17 protein-coding genes, 1 pseudogene and 3 other annotated features are annotated in these 18,744 nt (G+C 36.7%); of the genes and pseudogenes, 4 read left to right on the forward strand and 14 right to left on the reverse strand.

Annotated elements, in window-relative coordinates; all coding sequences use genetic code 11:
- Window positions 1–26 precede the first annotated feature (26 nt).
- From ilvD to ilvE, 5 genes are read right to left on the reverse strand one after another with little or no spacing between them, the layout of a single operon-like run.
- Window positions 27–1,700 carry a dihydroxy-acid dehydratase gene (ilvD, locus tag AC0IXC_RS13815; protein WP_471652966.1) on the reverse strand — a complete coding sequence of 558 codons (1,674 nt, stop codon included), beginning with the start codon at window positions 1,698–1,700 and terminating at the stop codon, window positions 27–29.
- 46 nt (window positions 1,701–1,746) lie between these two features.
- Window positions 1,747–2,760, reverse strand: coding sequence for a ketol-acid reductoisomerase (gene ilvC / locus AC0IXC_RS13820; RefSeq protein ID WP_002012152.1), 1,014 nt, complete (start codon window positions 2,758–2,760; stop codon window positions 1,747–1,749).
- 14 nt (window positions 2,761–2,774) lie between these two features.
- Window positions 2,775–3,005 carry an ACT domain-containing protein gene (locus AC0IXC_RS13825; RefSeq protein WP_002165980.1) on the reverse strand — a complete coding sequence of 77 codons (231 nt, stop codon included), beginning with the start codon at window positions 3,003–3,005 and terminating at the stop codon, window positions 2,775–2,777.
- Window positions 3,002–4,717: an acetolactate synthase large subunit gene (gene ilvB / locus AC0IXC_RS13830; protein ID WP_326996438.1), complete on the reverse strand. Its 1,716-nt coding sequence runs from the start codon at window positions 4,715–4,717 to the stop codon at window positions 3,002–3,004. Before ilvB ends, AC0IXC_RS13825 begins: the two co-directional genes overlap by 4 nt.
- Window positions 4,718–4,739: 22 nt before the next feature.
- Window positions 4,740–5,639: a branched-chain-amino-acid transaminase gene (gene ilvE, locus AC0IXC_RS13835; RefSeq protein WP_215591135.1), complete on the reverse strand. Its 900-nt coding sequence runs from the start codon at window positions 5,637–5,639 to the stop codon at window positions 4,740–4,742.
- Between the two features lie 151 nt (window positions 5,640–5,790).
- Window positions 5,791–6,029, reverse strand: a binding site (T-box leader).
- Window positions 6,030–6,096: 67 nt separating this feature from the next.
- Window positions 6,097–6,342 (reverse strand) — a binding site (T-box leader).
- Between the two features lie 258 nt (window positions 6,343–6,600).
- Between ilvE and AC0IXC_RS13840 the strand changes: the two are divergent.
- Together AC0IXC_RS13840 and msrA are read left to right on the forward strand one after the other, a co-directional pair.
- Window positions 6,601–7,346: pseudogene (locus AC0IXC_RS13840) on the forward strand (SDR family oxidoreductase).
- A gap of 90 nt (window positions 7,347–7,436) precedes the next feature.
- Entirely contained in the window at window positions 7,437–7,973 is a 537-nt protein-coding gene (gene msrA / locus AC0IXC_RS13845) for a peptide-methionine (S)-S-oxide reductase MsrA (RefSeq protein WP_002012154.1), read from the forward strand.
- 167 nt (window positions 7,974–8,140) lie between these two features.
- Here msrA and AC0IXC_RS13850 read toward each other — a convergent pair whose 3' ends face one another.
- The 5 genes from AC0IXC_RS13850 to AC0IXC_RS13870 form a co-directional block, all read right to left on the reverse strand.
- Window positions 8,141–8,341 carry a hypothetical protein gene (locus AC0IXC_RS13850; RefSeq protein ID WP_471652967.1) on the reverse strand — a complete coding sequence of 67 codons (201 nt, stop codon included), beginning with the start codon at window positions 8,339–8,341 and terminating at the stop codon, window positions 8,141–8,143.
- A 228-nt stretch (window positions 8,342–8,569) separates the two neighbouring features.
- Window positions 8,570–9,466, reverse strand: a complete 897-nt coding sequence (locus tag AC0IXC_RS13855; protein WP_471652968.1) for an RCC1 domain-containing protein — start codon at window positions 9,464–9,466, stop codon at window positions 8,570–8,572.
- Between the two features lie 164 nt (window positions 9,467–9,630).
- Entirely contained in the window at window positions 9,631–10,272 is a 642-nt protein-coding gene (locus AC0IXC_RS13860; protein WP_002012159.1) for a FusB/FusC family EF-G-binding protein, read from the reverse strand.
- Between the two features lie 110 nt (window positions 10,273–10,382).
- Window positions 10,383–11,069 (reverse strand): DUF421 domain-containing protein, encoded by a 687-nt coding sequence (locus AC0IXC_RS13865; protein WP_002126773.1) that lies wholly within the window; start codon window positions 11,067–11,069, stop codon window positions 10,383–10,385.
- Between the two features lie 155 nt (window positions 11,070–11,224).
- Window positions 11,225–11,488 carry a CD3324 family protein gene (locus tag AC0IXC_RS13870; protein WP_471652969.1) on the reverse strand — a complete coding sequence of 88 codons (264 nt, stop codon included), beginning with the start codon at window positions 11,486–11,488 and terminating at the stop codon, window positions 11,225–11,227.
- Window positions 11,489–11,814: 326 nt separating this feature from the next.
- Between AC0IXC_RS13870 and AC0IXC_RS13875 the strand changes: the two genes are divergently transcribed.
- Window positions 11,815–12,519 (forward strand): polysaccharide deacetylase family protein, encoded by a 705-nt coding sequence (locus tag AC0IXC_RS13875; RefSeq protein WP_471652970.1) that lies wholly within the window; start codon window positions 11,815–11,817, stop codon window positions 12,517–12,519.
- 38 nt (window positions 12,520–12,557) lie between these two features.
- Here AC0IXC_RS13875 and AC0IXC_RS13880 read toward each other — a convergent pair whose 3' ends face one another.
- Complete coding sequence (locus tag AC0IXC_RS13880; RefSeq protein ID WP_326996435.1) at window positions 12,558–13,901, reverse strand: sodium-dependent transporter; 1,344 nt, start codon at window positions 13,899–13,901, stop codon at window positions 12,558–12,560.
- Window positions 13,902–14,199: 298 nt separating this feature from the next.
- Window positions 14,200–14,422, reverse strand: a binding site (T-box leader).
- Between the two features lie 220 nt (window positions 14,423–14,642).
- Here AC0IXC_RS13880 and AC0IXC_RS13885 point away from each other — a divergent pair.
- A complete protein-coding gene (locus AC0IXC_RS13885; protein ID WP_471652971.1) occupies window positions 14,643–16,277 on the forward strand; it encodes a putative polysaccharide biosynthesis protein in 1,635 nt (544 codons plus the stop codon).
- A gap of 40 nt (window positions 16,278–16,317) precedes the next feature.
- Here the strand turns inward: AC0IXC_RS13885 and AC0IXC_RS13890 are convergent, their stop codons facing one another.
- The 3 genes from AC0IXC_RS13890 to cysK all read right to left on the reverse strand — a co-directional run bounded on the left by AC0IXC_RS13890 (window position 16,318) and on the right by cysK (window position 18,743).
- Window positions 16,318–17,142 (reverse strand): DUF4037 domain-containing protein, encoded by an 825-nt coding sequence (locus tag AC0IXC_RS13890; RefSeq protein ID WP_098636106.1) that lies wholly within the window; start codon window positions 17,140–17,142, stop codon window positions 16,318–16,320.
- Between the two features lie 93 nt (window positions 17,143–17,235).
- Window positions 17,236–17,748: a GNAT family N-acetyltransferase gene (locus AC0IXC_RS13895; protein ID WP_471652972.1), complete on the reverse strand. Its 513-nt coding sequence runs from the start codon at window positions 17,746–17,748 to the stop codon at window positions 17,236–17,238.
- A 77-nt stretch (window positions 17,749–17,825) separates the two neighbouring features.
- Window positions 17,826–18,743 carry a cysteine synthase A gene (cysK, locus tag AC0IXC_RS13900; RefSeq protein WP_002189164.1) on the reverse strand — a complete coding sequence of 306 codons (918 nt, stop codon included), beginning with the start codon at window positions 18,741–18,743 and terminating at the stop codon, window positions 17,826–17,828.
- Window position 18,744 lies beyond the last annotated feature (1 nt).

The raw sequence follows: 18,744 nt of genomic DNA on the forward strand, positions 1-18,744 counted from the left end.
TCATCCTTATCTCTTTTTATATTGGCTCAATCAAAATTCGGGATTTTCAGAACTGCACCTGTATTCGCCGATGTTACCATTTGTGCATAACGTCCAAGCCACCCAGTTTTCACTTTTGGTTCTGGTCGTTTCCACCCTTTTTTACGCTTCTCTAATTCCTCATCACTAACTCTCACTTCTAACAAGCGTTCCTCAACATCAATACATACAATATCTCCTTGTTCAAGAAGTGCAATCGTTCCGCCAGCTGCTGCTTCTGGTGAAATGTGCCCTACCGAAATACCACGTGAAGCACCAGAGAAGCGACCATCAGTTAAAAGTGCAACATCTGCTCCTAATCCCATACCAGCAATTGCTGATGTTGGTGCTAACATTTCCGGCATACCAGGTCCGCCTCTTGGTCCTTCATAGCGAATAACAACTACATCTCCTTTCTTAACTTTCCCAAGCATAATGCCGGCAAGCGCCTCATCTTGTGAATTAAAGATAACGCAAGGTCCTTCAAATCGTTTTACTTCTGTTGCTCCGCTTTTAATAACCGCTCCGTCTTTCGCAAGGTTTCCTTTTAATATACGTAATCCTCCTTCTTCACTATGAGGATTTTCTAGAGAATGAATAACTTCCTTATCTTGAATCTCTGCATGAGCAATGTTTTCTCTTAATGTTTGCCCAGTAGCAGTTATACGATCAAGGTGAAGTACCCCTTTTTTTCGGCTCATCTCTTTCAAAATTGCACTAATCCCGCCTGCGCGATCGATATCTTCCATATGCCAATTAGAAGCTGGACTTACTTTACATAAATGCGGTACACGCCTTGAAACTGCATCAATGCGGTTCATATCGTAATCTAACCCCGCCTCTTGTGCTAGTGCTAACGTGTGTAATACTGTATTCGTTGATCCACCCATCGCCATATCAAGTGCAAACGCATCATCAATTGCTTCTTCTGTTACAATGTCGCGTGGTTTAATATCTCTTTCAATTAAAATTTTTAATTTTTCTGCTGCTTGTTTAATTAACTCCTCACGTCTTGGATCAATCGCTAAAATACTCCCGTTACCAGGAAGAGCTAAACCTAACACTTCACATAAACAGTTCATAGAGTTCGCTGTAAACATACCGGAACAAGAACCACAAGATGGACAGCCATGATCTTCAATATCCTTTAATTCTTCTTCTGAAATTTTCCCAGATTGATAGGCTCCTACCCCTTCAAAAACAGAACTTAAATCGACAACTTCCCCTTTAGATGTTTTCCCCGCTGCCATCGGACCACCTGAAACGAAAACAGTTGGAATGTTTATTCGAAGTGCAGCCATCATCATACCTGGTGTAATTTTGTCACAGTTTGGAATACAAATCATTCCATCAAACCAGTGTGCATTTACAACCGTTTCTACTGAATCTGCAATGATTTCACGACTCGGAAGCGAATAACGCATACCGATATGACCCATCGCAATACCGTCATCTACTCCAATTGTATTAAATTCAAATGGCACCATGCCTGCCGCACGAACGGCTTCTTTTACAAGTTTCCCAAACTCGTTCAAGTGCTTATGCCCTGGAATAATTTCAATAAAAGAATTACAAATCGCAATAAACGGTTTATCAAAATCCTCATCTTTCAAACCAGTTGCTTTTAATAAACTACGATGTGGCGCTTTATCAAAACCTTTTTTTATCATGTCACTTCTCATCTTGTCAAATCCCCTCTTACGTATTTTTCACTTATATTCTCTCAATCTATTTCTTTACTAACGTTTTCTTTTCTGGTTCCTTAATCCAGCTCATCATTTCACGAAGCTCTGCTCCTACTTTTTCTAGCTGATGATTTTGTTCTGCTTTTTTCATCGCATTATACGTTGGACGCCCTGCTTGATTTTCTAAAATCCATTTCTTCGCAAATTCACCTTGCTGAATTTCTGCAAGAACACGTTTCATTTCCTTCTTCGTTTCATCTGTAACAATTCTCGATCCTGTTACATAATCTCCAAACTCTGCCGTATCTGAAATAGAATGGCGCATATTCGTTAATCCGCCTTCATACATTAAATCAACAATTAACTTTAATTCATGTAAACATTCAAAGTATGCAATTTCAGGACGATATCCACCTTCCGTTAACGTTTCAAAACCAGCTTTCACAAGTGCTGTTACTCCTCCGCAAAGCACTGCTTGCTCACCGAATAAGTCTGTTTCTGTTTCTTCTTGGAATGTCGTTTCAATTACACCTGCACGTGTACAACCTACACCTTTTGCATACGCTAATGCTACATGTAGTGCTGTTCCCGTTGCGTCTTGATGCACTGCGACTAATGCCGGAACACCATTTCCTTCTTGGAAGACACGGCGAACGAGATGACCTGGACTCTTCGGCGCGACCATCGCTACATCTACGTAACTTGGCGGATTAATTTGCCCGAAGTGAATATTAAATCCATGTGAGAAAAGTAACATTTGTCCTTCACGAAGATTCTCTTCTACTTCTGTTTTATATACATACGCTTGCTGTTCATCCGGCAATAACATTTGTACAACTTGTGCGGTTCGAACCGCTTCTGAAACGGACATTACTTCAAACCCATCTGCTTTTGCTACTTCATATGATTTACCAGGACGAACACCAACTACAACTTCCACACCAGAATCTCGTAAGTTTTGTGCTTGAGCATGACCTTGAGATCCATATCCAACTACCGCAACTGTCTTCCCTTTTAATAGCTCTAAATTTGCATCTTTCTCATAATAAGTTTTCATATTCCATACACTCCTTATAATTTATTTACTTGCAGTACATTGATTAATTTTTTCAACTGACTGACAAGTAACGTTGCTTCATTTTCAGTACAAACTGCTGTTAGTTTCATATCAGAAACACCACTTGTATCTCTTTCGTTTAAATTTAAAGAAGAAATATAATAACCACGCCGAGCAAAAATTCCGCTTATACGTAATAAGACGCTCGGATCGTTATGAATAACTAATGAAAAAGTATGACTCATTCTTCCCACCTCTTCATAATCATTTCGTTATTCCCTTTGTTTGGCGGAACCATTGGAAAGACGTTCTCACCTTCTTCTACACAAAAGTCAACTACGACAGGACCTTCATGAGAAAACGCTTCTAACATTACCTTTTTCGCCTCAAACGAATTTGTTGCTCTTAGCCCTTTTACACCATAAGCTTCTGCTACTTTCACAAAATCTGGTGACCCAATTCTCGATTCCGACAAACGGTTTTCATAAAACATTTCTTGCCATTGCCTTACCATTCCTAAAAATTTGTTGTTTATAATGAATACTTTGACAGGAATATTATTTTCAGCAATTGTTTGCAGCTCTTGAATGTTCATTTGAAAAGAAGCATCACCAGCAATACAGATGACAAGTTCTTCTTCTTTTGCAAGCTGAGCGCCAATTGCTGCTGGAAAACCAAATCCCATCGTCCCTAATCCCCCTGATGTTAGAAAAGTCCGTGGTTTTCTCGCTTTATAAAAGTGAGCAGCCCACATTTGATGCTGTCCTACCTCTGTCGTGACAATCGCTTCACCATTCGTTAATTCACTTACTAAGTTGATAACATGCTGTGGTTTTAACTCAAATTCTTTTTGCTTATATGAAAGTGGATATTCTTCTTGCCACTTCTTCACTTTCTGAAGCCATTCATCTGTTTGTGTATAAATAGACATATGTAACAGCATATGTAGCGCCTTTTTCACATCACCAACAATCGGATGCTCTACAGTTACATTTTTATGGAACTCAGAAGGATCAATATCAATATGTACTTTTTTCGAATGCGGAGAAAAAAGTTCTAATTTCCCTGTTACACGATCATCGAAACGAACACCTAACGCCAGTAATAAGTCACATTCTGTTACTGCCATATTTGCAGCGTACGTTCCATGCATACCGAGCATTCCTAAAAACAACGGATCTCCCGGCGGATATGCCCCCAGTCCCATTAAAGTTGAAACGACTGGAATACGATTCTCCCTCGCAAACTTGATGAGTTCTTCAGATCCGCCTGAATGAATGACGCCTCCCCCGATATAAAGGAGTGGGCGTTTTGCTTTTGAAATTGATTTTGCTACCTCTCTCAGTTTCAAACTGTCTGGAAAAGGTTCTGGTTTATATCCTAGAATCTCCACTTCTTCATTAAAGAAACTTGTTACATTTGCATTTTGAACATCTTTTGGAATATCAATTAATACCGGTCCCGGTCGCCCGCTTTCGGCGATGTAAAAAGCTTCTTGCACAGTTCGTGATAAATGATTTACATCACGAACTTGGTAATTATGCTTCGTAACAGGTACTGTAATTCCGACAACATCCGCTTCTTGAAATCCGTCTTTACCAATTAAAGGCGTTGCAACTTGCCCTGTAATGACAACTAAAGGAATCGAATCCATATAAGCATCTGCTAAACCCGTAACTAAATTCGTCGCCCCTGGGCCAGAGGTAGCAAAGACTACCCCAACCTTTCCCGAAGCTCTCGCATATCCTTCTGCCGCATGAATGGCAGCTTGTTCATGACGAGTTAACACGTGCTTTAAACCACTTTCGTATAACGCATCGTATATTGTTAAAATCGCGCCGCCCGGATAACCGAAAACAGTCGTTACACCTAATTTCTTCAAACATTGAATAACGTGTCCAGCACCTGTAGCTTCTTCACTCTGCAGTTCATCATATGCTGTATACTGTTCCTCCATTTCAATTAACTCCTCTCCCTATTTACGCTAAACTTTCCGCCAATCCTGGAACACGTACTCCTCTTTCTCTCGTTAATTTTTTAAATTCTTCGGTTAATCTTTTTGTTACATCTCCTGGTTTTCCATCTCCAATTTCTCTTGAATCTACTTTCACTACAGGAATTAGTTCCGCTGCAGTTCCTGTTAAAAGCACTTCATCTGCTACATATACGTCATGGCGAGTAAACGGCCTTTCCTCACACGGAATATTAAGTCGCTCACATAACTCAATCACACTATTTCTCGTAATACCTTCTAGCGCCCCTAAGTACGAAGGAGGTGTTAACACTTTTCCATCTTTCACAATGAAAACATTATCTCCAGATCCTTCACAAACATATCCTTGTTGGTTGAGCATAAGTGCCTCAAGTACGCCTGCTTGTGCGGCTTCAATTTTCACAAGTACGTTATTTAAATAGTTCATTGACTTAATACGTGGGTCTAATGCATCTGGTGTATTACGTCTTGATGCAACAGATACAACGCTTAGTCCATTATCATAAAATTCCTGCGGGAATAACTTTAATTGCTCTGCAATAATAATTACGCTCGGTTTCACACAACTTCTCGGATCGAGTCCTAAGTCACCTTTTCCTCTTGAAACAATTAATCGAATGTAGGCATCCGCGTATTCATTTTTTTGCAATGTTTGTAAAACTGCTTCTTCCATTTCGTCAACCGCCATTGGAATTGTAAGTAAAATAGATTTCGCCGATTCATATAATCGTTTCACATGTTCTTTTAAACAAAATACATTTCCTCCGTAACTACGAATCCCTTCAAATACACCGTCCCCGTATAAAAAGCCGTGATCATATACTGAAACAACTGCCTTTTCTTTTTCTACAAATTCCCCATTCATATAAATGTACTGGTTTCCCATCTCACATCTCTCCTCTTTTTTCTCTCTATTTTTGCAACCTATTTCTATATCGATTGCTGAGATGAGTATTTTTAACAGAATATTCAGTATACTAACTTTAAAAATATACTCGTCTCAACAATCGATTACTTACACACTTGTAGCAATCCATTGCTGAGACGAGAGACTCGTGGTACCACTCAGCTTCCTTACATTTCTCACGAAATATAAGCTCTGCAAGTCCAATTAGACTTTTGTTTTTCTATCGGAAACAACTCCGCTACTTTTTACTAACTTCAAAAGCAGTGCTCCGAGGTGATTTTCAATGATTCAATTGTTACCACCCTCACAGCCTTTGGGCGGCTCTCTGAAACAATCTTTATCATTTACTCTCCTCTTCCTCGCATTCTTTTATTCTATTTTTTAAAATAAAAACTCTCGCCTCAGCAATCAACTACTACAAATTAGTAGCTTTGATTGCTGAGGCGAGAGTTTCGCGTTACCACTCAGCTTCCTTATACTTCTCACGAAATATAAGCTTCATAGGTCCAATCAGACCTCCGTCCTTTTACCGGAGACGATGCCGCCGCCCTCTACTCAGTTTCCCTTTCGCAAGCGATGCTCCGAGGTGATCTTCAATGATTCGATTGCTACTACTCTCACAGCCTAGGAGTAGCTCTCTGAAACGACCATAATCATCTACTTTCCTCTTCTTTGCATATACAACATATAAAGTTAGAAAATTCTTAATTAACTTTTATTTGTTACACGTATTATAGGACGCGGTTCTTTCCATTGTCAACATGTTTTTAGAAAAACATTAAAATTCATTCTATTTACCAGAAATATATTTATTTTTTCTCAAAACAAAATCGGAATGAACTTCTTACACATACTCATATATTACTTAAGTATGTTCGCATTACTACATAAAGAAAAACAACTTAAAAACATATACAATTTATGAGGAGATGAGAAAACTATGTTAAAAGGTAAAATAGCATTAGTTACAGGAGCAAGCCGAGGAATTGGACATGCTATCGCAAAACGGTTAGCAAACGACGGTGCATTAGTTGCTGTTCATTATGGAAATCGAAAAGAAGATGCTGAAGAAACTGTTCATGAAATTCAATCAAATGGCGGATCAGCTTTTTCTATCGGTGCAAATCTTGAATCTTTACACGGTGTAGATAACCTGTATATTTCTCTAGATAACGAACTACAAAAAAGAACTGGTGGAACACAATTTGATATTTTAATAAACAACGCTGGAATCGGTCCTGGTGCTTTTATTGAAGAAACGACTGAACAATTTTTTGATAGAATGGTTTCAGTAAATGCAAAAGCACCATTCTTTATCATTCAACAAGCACTACCACGTTTACGTGATAATAGCCGAATTATTAATATTTCATCAGCTGCCACCCGCATTTCGTTGCATATAGTATGACGAAAGGTGCAATTAACACGATGACTTTCACGCTTGCAAAACAACTCGGAGCACGAGGAATAACAGTAAATGCAATACTTCCAGGCTTTATTAAAACAGATATGAATGCAGAACTATTGAGCGACCCAATGATGAAAAAGTACGCTACTACTATTTCCGCCTTCAATCGCTTAGGTGAAGTAGAAGATATTGCCGATACCGCTGCTTTTCTTGCCTCTCCAGACAGCCGCTGGGTTACTGGACAATTAATTGATGTGAGCGGAGGATCTTGTTTATAAAAAACATATATTTTCAAATCTTTTTTATTGCGCAATAAAACAATTTATATAATACTATATAAAACATATACATTTAGGAGGATTACAGCAATGTCCGAAAAAACATACGAACTCGCAACCTTCGCAGGTGGTTGCTTTTGGTGCATGGTAAAACCATTTGATGAACTTCCTGGTATTCATAAAGTACTTTCTGGCTATGCAGGTGGTCATATAGAAAATCCAACATATGAACAAGTAAAAGCTGGAACATCTGGCCATTTAGAAGTCGTTCAAATTACATTCGATCCTTCTATTTTCCCGTATCAAAAATTACTAGATTTATATTGGCCACAAATCGATCCGACTGATGATGGCGGACAATTTTTTGACCGTGGTCCCTCTTACCGCACAGCAATTTTTTATCATAATGAAACACAAAAAGAGCTTGCAGAAAAATCGAAGCAAACGCTAGCAGAAAGCCGTATGTTTAAAGATCCAATCGTGACTGAAATTCGCCCGGCTGCACCTTTTTATGAGGCCGAAGAATACCATCAACATTTCTATAAAAAGAATCCAGAGAAATATGCTACTGAGCAAAAAGAATCTGGCCGTGAAGACTTTATAAAAGAAAATTGGCAAAAAAAATAATAAAAACGCATCGTGCTTTTTTTCAAAGTGCGATGCGTTTTTATCTTTGAAAAAAGTACCATACAATTAAAAGAACAACCGCTGTTAATGTCCAAAGTACTATCTCGTTTTTTACTCTATTCTTTTTATTAGTCATTTCATCTCCTCCTAATAGCAATACAACGTATTCAAGATTTCCTCTGTTTAATTGTCCACCTTATATACGTGAATACATCCTTACAAATGCTTATAACAAAACCACCGACGATTCCGATTGCAATTGAAATTACTAACATCTGTACAAAACTAAGAGTAGTTGTGTATGTTATGTAGATAACAATGCATACAAGTAAAACATCCGGTAAAGAAAGCAAAAACTTTTTAAGCATTTCTTCAGCTCTCCTATGCTTTATTTGTAATTTATACTTTCTACTGTAGCTTTGAAATAAAGTTTGTTCAAAAATTCCATTTAGACACTCATTTTACGGAAAAAGAATAAGAACCTCTTTTAAAAAGGGATTCTTATCTACATATCCTATTCCATAATTACTCATAAAATAGAATAATATTACTGGTGATTTATTGTAAATTATCTATCAACAAATAGTTATTAAAAACTATTTACCGGGCAATCGGATACTGCGCCAACTACCTACATCGCATTGACCGTATGTATTATCACCTACTGCTACCACCGTGCCATCTAATTTCAGACCGATCGTATGCGCACAACCCGCCGCTATCGCTACAATATCACGCCAATCGCTTACATTACATTGACCATACTCATTCCAGCCGACTGCCACCACGGTACCGTCTGATTTAAGTCCGATTGTATGATTCGTACCAGCTGCTATTGCCATAATATCTTTCCAGCTGCCTACATCACATTGACCAAGTTTATTATTACCCACTGCCATCACTTTGCCATCCGATTTCAAACCAACAGTATGAAGATAACCTGCCGCCAACTCCACCATACCACGCCATCCACTTACATTGCATTGGCCATATCGATTATTACCCACAGTCGTCACTGTGCCGTCCATTTTAAGACCGACTGTATGCCAGTCACCCGCCGTGACCGCCACAATATCTCTCCAGCTACTTATATTACATTCTCCTTCTTTATTTCGCCCCACTGCTATTACTGTGCCATCCGGTTTAAGGCCAATGGTACGACGCCACCCTGCCGCAACCGCTACAACATTATTCCAATCATTTACATCACATTGTTCATGCTTATTCCAACCCACAGCTACCACAGTATTATCACTTTTAAGAGCGATTGTATGAGCGTTCCCAGTGTTCGTCGCCATATGAACATTGCCCGCAGCGACTGCTTCAATATCACACCAACTGCTTACATTGCATTCTCCTTCTTTATTTCGCCCCACTGCTACCGCTGTACCATCCGATTTAAGACCAACAGTATGACCACGCCCCGCCGCTATCGTATCTTTAGGCCACCGTTTCATTTTTAATATCTCTTCTTTCGGTGAAATGTAATTCATGTTTTACCTCCTTCAAAATAAGCAACTGTATCCAAATAGATATTTTTATCTAATTTCATTATAAATGACCCGACTTTTTTTATAAATTTACAGCTATAAAAAAAGCCTATTACTACTTCTTCAAAAAATAAAAACCTCCAGTTTAAATACTAGAGGTTTTTTCTTTATTTCTTCAATCGTTCAATAAAATCATTCAATTTATCAAGAGATTTCATATTCTGATTACAAGCTACACCATCTTTACAAATATAGTTTCCCTTTTTCACGAAAGTTCCTGGTATATTACCTTTAATTTCAACTAAAAACATCCCTACTTCTTCATGTCCATGACATAATGAACAAATGCTCTTTTTATTTAAACTTTGGAACGTTCCTTGCAGACCAACAAACTTATTTTTATCATTTTTCGCTATAATAAATTTCCTGCTTGACCCTTTATCAATCCAGCTTAAATAAGATAATTCTTTCATGTCCAGTTCTTCCATATCAGGAAGTTTTAATTTTTTCGCCTTAGGAAATAATTTCTTTAACGTTTGCGCTGTAACTTCCTGAAACGGAATGACATACGGATTTATTTTCAGTAAAAACGATTCTGCATCTTCTCTATTTTGAACTGTTAATACCGTATCAATTAACTCTTTCTGTTCATCTGTTAAATTTTCAAATACATGTATTATTTTTTCAATCGCAAGTGATTTTAATGCTTGAATTACACCTCTATCATTTGCCGTTGCGTGCCCATTTGCTAAAATATAAGCTTGTGATTTTATAAAATTATATTGATCACTTCTAATAAAAGCTTCCATCTTTATCACTCCATACAAATTGTTGATCTAGTCTTATTGTATACAATGATTCAGCTTTTTGATATGTAAAAGATAACTTAGAAATGAACATTACATACTCTGACTATGTTCTACCGAGGCATTTCCTGACAAAAGAAACCATCATCTGTTTTCCATTCTGCATATAATACATCTTCAAATTTAGTAATCCCTTTTTGCTTTATTTGTTTATAAAGCCATCCTTCATCAAAACCTGCTTCCCTCAAATTATCTTTCACTACTTTTCCATCACTAATTAATGAAATCGGTAAGTATACAGGTTTATGTTTTAAGCTTAAATCATTTATAGTAGGAGATTCATATTTGCTTTTCTTCAGAACACTTATGTTTCCATTAGGTTCCAAAATCATATATTCAACTTCTCGGATTGAAAATATATCTTTTTGTTGTCTTAGCATTTGTTGTAGTTGATTAATATCCAAATGATTTGAACTTAGTTGTTCCCGGTCAATATATCCATTACGGATAATGATTGACGGAGAGCCTTCAAAAAAACTTCTCGTCCCCCTAAATTTTTGCGTTATCACTTCTATTGTATAAATTAACACTACCCATACAAGTACTGCATATAAAATAGACCATACTTTTATTTCCGGATCATATATAGTATTTCCTACTAATTCTCCGAGAACTATGGCAGAAATAAAATCAAATGGCGTTAACTGAGATATTTGTGTCTTCCCTAATATTTTAGTAGCAATCAATAGCACAAAAAAACCAAAAAATAGTTCTATCGTTATTTGTCCTAGATGATTCATATATGCTCACCTTTCTGCTTTTCACTCAAATGCTCTATATTCTATTTAGTAAAAAGCCGGCACATTTTTTCTATTATCTTGCCCATTCATATCCAATAGATACAAAACAAAAAGAGTCTAGTTCAATTTAATAATTGAACTAGACTCTTTTATTTTCATTTAGAATACACAATCTTTTTAATCGTTTCTCCGGAAAGAAAATGCTCCTCCGCAAGTTGATGAATGGAAATTCCACTTTTAAACGCTTCTTTAATAGCTTTGTTTCTTTCATCTAGTTGTTTTCTTCCTCCAGATTGTGTACCCCATTTACAATGTTTTGTTTCTTGTTTTGGAATGTAAATTGTTTCACCTTGTATATACTTTTGAATTTCAGCAATTAAAATTTCTGGTAAAACCGTCGCAGCTTTAACGTATTTCATTTCTGCTCGCCCCTTATTTTTTATGGTTCATTTCAATAAGGTGCAAAGCCAAATATAAAAAATGATACGAGCTCATTTAGGCGATTGTATATTACTTGTCTACCCCACGCAAAGTATCGCCATTTCCATACTTGGCTTTGCATGAGACGCTGCAGTGTCTGGCAATTGAATTATAATCGCCATATAAACACCTCCTAATATACCTTTTGCATTTTATTATATGATAAATTTCTTCCCCTTGCATCCACATCCTTTTTAAAGCACGAAGTTACTTAGTTTGATATAATACTTTTTAGTCCAATCCAAAAGTATAGTGAGGTTGCGTTATGAAAAAGAATATAATCATTACAATCGTTACATTATTCATTATTACTGTAGCATTATTCGGAACATACAAATTGATGAACGCAAGAAGTTTTCAATTGTTTGGAGGTTTAACAAACCGAGTAGAAACAAATGAAAAAGTGATTGCTTTAACTTTTGATGATGGCCCTACGAACAATGTAAAACAAATATTACCACTACTAGATACATACAATGCAAAAGCTACTTTCTTTTTAATCGGAAATGAACTAGAGAAAAACCTATCGTTAGGAGAAGATATCGTACAATCTGGACACCAAATTGGAAACCATACATACTCTCATAACAGAATGGTTTTCAAAACGCCTTCTTTTATTAAAGAAGAAATAGAAAAAACGAACTCGATAATCCGTCAAACAGGATATACAGATGGAATTGATTTTAGACCACCTAACGGTAAAAAGCTAATTGGTCTGCCCTATTATTTAAATAAAAACAATATCGAAACAATCACATGGGACCTTGAACCTGATACTTTTTATACATCTACAGCTGATAAAATTGAATATGTTAGTAAAAATGTAAAACCAGGTTCTATCATTTTATTGCACCCTATGTACGATGAATCTAATGAAAATCTGCAAACTATTGAAGGTATTTTAGACTCTTTATCTAAAAAGGGCTATCAATTCGTGACAGTAAACGAATTGCAAAAAAAAGCAAAATAAAAAGGTAGCGTATCATATCTCGATACGCTACCTTTCTTTTATATAATTCCAAGCACATTTAGGAATACGATAATAATCGCAATTGGTGCAATATAGCGAAGTAAGAATAACCATAATACGAATAGTTTATAGCCTTTATTTTTACTTACACCAAGCTCTTTCATTAATACATCTTTCTTCATTTTCAACGGAACAAAGATGGAAACTAATAAAACACCAAGCGGCATTAATATGTTACTAACCGCATAGTCTGCTAAATCAAAAATTGTTTTCCCAAATGGTTTCACATCACTTAACAAACCGAATGATAAGGCTGATGGAACCCCTACAACAAAGATTAACAAGCCAACAATTAATGCCATTTTTTCACGTTTCCCTTTACTTTTACCTTTAGTTGTTAAAGACGCAACACTAATTTCTAACATCGAAATTGCTGATGTAATAGTAGCAAAGAAGAATAGTAATAAGAAAACAATGAAGAATAACTTCCCGAACGCCATTTTACTGAAAATAGCTGGCAGTACGATAAATAATAGCCCTGGTCCTTGAGATGGTTCCATCCCAAATGCGAACACTACTGGGAAAATTGCAAGCCCTGCAAGTAATGTAATCACAAGCGTTAAAGCTACGATAGAAAATGCTGAACGTGGTAAGCTTTCTTCTTTCGGTAAGTACGAACTATACGTTACCATAACGGCTACCCCGACAGATAACGAAAAGAACGATTGCCCCATTGCATATAAAATGATTTCTGATGTTACGTTTGAGAAATCAGGTTGTAAGAAGAATCGAACTCCTTCTCCGGCACCATCTAACGTAAGTGCACGAACAATTAATACGAAGAATAAAACGAATAATGCTGGCATGAAATATTTATTTACTTTTTCAACACCATTTTGTACACCTTTACTTACGATAAAAATAGTAATAAGGATGAATAATAGCTGTGATCCAACTGCTAAATACGGATTGGAAATGATTTCACCAAACGTAGCTTCGTATGCTCCATTTCCTTCCCATAGTCTACCTGTAATTGCATTCCATAAGTATAATATAATCCATCCTCCTACAACACTGTAGAAAGAAAGTAATATGAAACAAGTTACAATCCCTAATTTACCTAACCAAGGCCATAGTGTTTTTGGTGCGATTTCGCTATACGCATCAACAGCCTCTTTTTGTGTACTTCTTCCGATAACGAATTCAGCTAATAATAGCGGTAAACCAATTAATAATGTGAAACCGATGAAAATAAGGAAGAACGCGCCGCCTCCTCCAATTCCGGCCATATACGGGAACTTCCAAATCGCTCCAAGACCAATCGCTGAACCTGCTGCAGCTAATACGAAACCTAATTTCGATGTCCATTGCTGTGAATTCATTTGTTAATCTCCTCTCTTTATCTTTTTCTGTTTTACAATCCGGTATTTATATTGTTCTATCCATACTCTTTTCTAATACGTTCACTTCCTCCCTAATAAAAAACGTCCCTACGTAAATACGTAGGGACGACAAAAATATCGCGGTACCACCCTAGTTGTGAAGATACACCAAAGTTAGGACCTAAATAAAAAACGTCCCTACGCAAATACGTAGGGACGATAAAATATCGCGGTACCACCCTAGTTATGAAGCCACACCAAAATTAGGACCTAAATAAAAAACGTCCCTACGTAAATACGTAGGGACGATAAATATCGCGGTACCACCCTAGTTGTGAAACAATCTTCACCACTTTATTTGATAACGGTATAAACTACCGTCTTTCATTTCCTCATAATGTGAGATTTATGAAAGATGCTCCAGGACGAACTTCATGAATAATCTATATACTGATTCACACCAACCATCAGCTCTCTGAAATAGGGAGATTTTCACTACTATACCCTTTCATTGCCCAAATATTATTTTCCGAATTGATTACTATCATTTTTATCATACATTAAAAATAGTGTCAACTTATATTTTGAAATTTTATGTATTACATTCTATTTAAAAATTCAAAATATGACTTTTGTATGAATAGTATTAGAACATTTATGGTTTATACTGTATTAACTTCTCTAGCAGGTTTATAGTAGTATACGATAAATGCAAGACAGCACGAGTAGGAGGAAAGAATTTTGTCTACTTCAAAAGTTTTAAAAGGTACCGCTTTATTAAGTGGTGCAACAATGATTTCACGAATTTTAGGTTTTATATACTTTTTCCCCTTTCAATTATTAGTTGGAACGCAAGGGGTCGCTTTATATGGATACGCATACTCTTGGTACGGTATTTTATTAAGCTTTTCAACAGCTGGTATTCCTATTGCCGTCTCAAAATTTGTTGCAAAACATAATGCACTTGGTGATTATAGTACAAGTAAAAAATTGTATAACTCGAGCGTAAAATTAATGATGTTTATGGGCTTTTTAGGATTTTTAACTTTATTTATTGGAGCACCGTACATATCACAATTTATTATTCGCTCGAAAACACCAGATCCACAATTTATCGCAGACGTAACACTTACAATGCGAGCATTAAGCTTCGCGCTTATTATCGTACCAGCTATGAGTGTTACACGTGGTTATTTCCAAGGTTTTCAACATATGAAACCAAGTGCTGTTTCTCAAGTCGTAGAACAAATCGCACGTGTCGTTTTCATTTTAGTTGGTAGTTTTATCGTCTCAAAACTATTAGGAGGTTCAGTAGCTTCTTCTGTTGCAGTTGCTACATTTGGTGCTGTTATCGGGGCACTTGCAAGCGTCTCTATTTTAATGATGTACTGGAAAAAATATAATGGATTAAAACCTCCTGAAGGTGAGCTGAAAACGAGATCATCAAACATTCCGTTAAGAAGTATTTATATGGAATTACTACGTTATGCAATTCCAATTGTATTTGTAGGCATTGCAATCCCGCTCTATACATTAGTAGATCAATATACCGTAGCTGATGTCCTTAGAGCGATGGGAGAACCTTTAGAAACCGCGAATGCAGTTTTCGCTTATATAACGAACTATGCCCAAAAGTTAATTATGATTCCGGCTTCACTTGCAACTGGATTCTCATTAACAATTATTCCGGCTATAACGAAATCATTTACAAGCGGGAAGCTAGATGAATTACAAGGACAAATTTCAAAGATATTTCAAGTGTTGTTATTCTTCACTATCCCAGCCGCATTCGGTCTTGCTAGTATCGCTTACGATGCATTCCGCATGGTTTATGTAAATCCTGAAATTGCACTTGGTGGATCACAATATTTAATTTCATTTGCACCTTCTGCTGTATTAAGTGCAATTTTCACAGTTTCAGCCGCTATATTACAAGGAATTGATTATCAAAGAAAAACAATGATTGCATTCTCAGCCGGTATTCTCGTTAAAATTGTGGTGAACACACCGCTCTTACATTTATTCGGTGGACATGGTGCTGTACTTGGAACAATTCTTGGATATCTCGTTTCAAATATTATTATGTTGTACTGCATCGTTAAGTTTGCGAAATTTAAAATTGGCGAAACAGCAAAAACAGTATTTCTTATTACGATTTACTCCGCAGCAATGTCTGCTGTTGTAATTGCATTAAGAGCAATTATAAGCTGGATTATTCCTGGACAATCTTATATAGAATCACTGATCATTGTGTTTATATGCGCCGCAGCAGGAGGACTTGTTTATCTTTTATTCGTATTAACGAGTGGACTTGCTTCGCATATTCTCGGTGATAGGATTCAACGATTACCTGTATTAGGAAAGTTAGTAAAATAAAAAAACAAGAGATGTAACGCGTTGTTACATCTCTTGTTTTTTACTTCGCATATTGAATACGCTTTTGTTGTTCAGCGATATTTAACTCCGGAGCATATTGTTCTACTAAATGTAATACCTCTTCAATTAGCACTTCTAACTCCTGTACACTATACTCCGGTTTCCCTATCAACGTATTCGCCATACGCTCATATAAATTTTCAGGTTTAATACTCATTCGTCCCACATTATATGGCATCCATTTAAACGCAGGATGGTGCACGTACATTCTATTCAAACCGAATAAAACACCGAATAAATCCCTTTGTACTTCACAAATAACATCATAAAGCATAAGCCAGTCTTTTCGTTTTAAAAGCGCCTCTCGATTATGCCAACGATTGCTTAACCAAAGTTTTTCTGAAATCATCCTTTTCGCCAGTTCTTCTGGATATGCTTCAACTCTATCTTTTAGAGCATGTACTTTTACTTCTCCATACAAACTCACACCATCATGAACCGATGATACAATACATTGTTTCTCATAATTTGTATCATACTGCTCTATAACTTCTGAAATAATTTTTTCTACTGTTAATGTTAAAAAGTTACTAATCTCTAGTTTAATTCCTTCTTTCGTCAAATACGTTTCCGACCATTCTTCGTCCTCGTAAGGATGATATGACAAAATCGTTCCACCAATATTATTAATTGGACCTAGACGCTCTTCATCCTCTGGTGGTTCTGACCATAAAATATGTAATTCAATATCTGAATGTTCATCTTCTAACTTTCTCGCTACAGATCCTGCTAAAATAATAGCTTCGACTTTCTGGTTTTGCCTATAAATCTCCGACATCTCTATCGCTTTCTCTTTTAATCCCATTGCATTTCCCCCTAAAACTGCAGTACTCCCCTTACTTTTCATTTATCTATTTCGATATTAAACATTATATTACCTTTTCAAATTTCCACTAAATCATATTTCTACCCAATAACGCAGAACAATTTCGCCAGAATTAGAAGAAACTACTTCATTTTCTAGCACACCGCCAACCTTTTGAATCGTTTTAGCCGAACCAATATTAGCTTTATCACAAGTTATTAGCACTTTCTTCAACCCTAACTTTTGCGCTTCACTTAATGCAAGTTTCAATTGTTTTGTCGCGTAACCTAGGCGACGTTTATTCGGATGGATACTATAACCGATATGACCGCTTTCCAGCAATAATTCTGGATTTAATCGATGTCTAATATTCACAAAACCGATAAGTTCTCCTTTTTCAAAACTTAAAAACTGACTAGATGGCACTCGATTTGCTTGTAAGTTTTCTCCTACTTCTTGTATACTCACTTTTTCAAACCATTCATCTAGTGAATCAAAATTTTGTAAAGAGCTACTGCCGTGTGGTTGTTCTCCTGCATGTAAAAACACCTCCCGATATTCCATAATTTGTTCACTATATTCATTTGTTGGTTTTAATAGTTTCATTGCGCTTCCCCTCTCTTAATAACCTACAACAAACCCCTTAATAGCTCTATTTCACCATTAAGGGGTTTCTATCATTTTCATTCAAATAATCCCATACTCAAATAACGTTCCCCTGTATCAGGTGCAATACATAAAACCTTTTTACCAGCACCTAAACGCTTCGCTATCATTATTGCGGCGTAAACAGAAGCTCCTGAAGATGGCCCTACTAGTAATCCTTCTTGTCTTGCCAAGTTCCTCATTGTAGTTAATGCCTCTTCATCTGCAATTTGCATAATTTCGTTATACACTTCTGTATTTAAGTTTTTGGGAATAAACCCTGGGCTTGTTCCGACTAGTTTATGAGGGCCTGGAACACCACCAGATAACACTGGTGATCCTTTCGGTTCTACTACGGCAATATATAAGTTTGGTAGTTTCTCTTTTAACGTTTCACCGGTCCCTGTAATTGTTCCGCCTGTTCCTGCGGTTGCTACAAATGCATCAAGTTCTCCATCCATTTGTTCATAAATTTCAAGTGCAGTCGTATAACGATGAATATTCGGATTTGCTGGGTTTTCAAATTGCTGCGGAATAAAACTATTTGGAATTTCTTTTTGTAACTCTACCGCCTTCGCAATTGCTCCTGGCATTCTTTGTTCTGCTGGTGTTAAAACTACTTCTGCTCCGTATGCTTTCAATAAATTAATACGCTCTTTGGACATATTATCTGGCATAATTAAAATAGCTTTATATCCTTTAGCAGCTGCATTCATCGCTAAGCCAATTCCTGTGTTTCCACTTGTCGGTTCAATAATTGTATCACCCGGCTTAATGAGGCCGTGTTCCTCGGCAATATGAATTAAGTTATAGGCAGCACGATCTTTCACACTGCGTGACGGATTAAACATTTCCAGTTTTACATACACATCCGCCGCGTCCTCTGGAATAAATTTAGATAATCGAACGACAGGTGTATCTCCTATTAATTCTGTAACGTTTTCACATACTTTCATA

This window comes from Bacillus sp. AC266, assembly GCF_979253805.1.

Bases quoted from the DNA above. Each gene is read 5' to 3' on its own strand.
- ilvD (WP_471652966.1), bottom strand. From the start codon at position 1,700: ATGAGAAGTGACATGATAAAAAAAGGTTTTGATAAAGCGCCACATCGT.
- ilvC (WP_002012152.1), bottom strand. From the start codon at position 2,760: ATGAAAACTTATTATGAGAAAGATGCAAATTTAGAGCTATTAAAAGGG.
- AC0IXC_RS13825 (WP_002165980.1), bottom strand. From the start codon at position 3,005: ATGAGTCATACTTTTTCATTAGTTATTCATAACGATCCGAGCGTCTTA.
- ilvB (WP_326996438.1), bottom strand. From the start codon at position 4,717: ATGGAGGAACAGTATACAGCATATGATGAACTGCAGAGTGAAGAAGCT.
- ilvE (WP_215591135.1), bottom strand. From the start codon at position 5,639: ATGGGAAACCAGTACATTTATATGAATGGGGAATTTGTAGAAAAAGAA.
- msrA (WP_002012154.1), top strand. From the start codon at position 7,437: ATGTCCGAAAAAACATACGAACTCGCAACCTTCGCAGGTGGTTGCTTT.
- AC0IXC_RS13850 (WP_471652967.1), bottom strand. From the start codon at position 8,341: ATGCTTAAAAAGTTTTTGCTTTCTTTACCGGATGTTTTACTTGTATGC.
- AC0IXC_RS13855 (WP_471652968.1), bottom strand. From the start codon at position 9,466: ATGAATTACATTTCACCGAAAGAAGAGATATTAAAAATGAAACGGTGG.
- AC0IXC_RS13860 (WP_002012159.1), bottom strand. From the start codon at position 10,272: ATGGAAGCTTTTATTAGAAGTGATCAATATAATTTTATAAAATCACAA.
- AC0IXC_RS13865 (WP_002126773.1), bottom strand. From the start codon at position 11,069: ATGAATCATCTAGGACAAATAACGATAGAACTATTTTTTGGTTTTTTT.
- AC0IXC_RS13870 (WP_471652969.1), bottom strand. From the start codon at position 11,488: ATGAAATACGTTAAAGCTGCGACGGTTTTACCAGAAATTTTAATTGCT.
- AC0IXC_RS13875 (WP_471652970.1), top strand. From the start codon at position 11,815: ATGAAAAAGAATATAATCATTACAATCGTTACATTATTCATTATTACT.
- AC0IXC_RS13880 (WP_326996435.1), bottom strand. From the start codon at position 13,901: ATGAATTCACAGCAATGGACATCGAAATTAGGTTTCGTATTAGCTGCA.
- AC0IXC_RS13890 (WP_098636106.1), bottom strand. From the start codon at position 17,142: ATGGGATTAAAAGAGAAAGCGATAGAGATGTCGGAGATTTATAGGCAA.
- AC0IXC_RS13895 (WP_471652972.1), bottom strand. From the start codon at position 17,748: ATGAAACTATTAAAACCAACAAATGAATATAGTGAACAAATTATGGAA.
- cysK (WP_002189164.1), bottom strand. From the start codon at position 18,743: ATGAAAGTATGTGAAAACGTTACAGAATTAATAGGAGATACACCTGTC.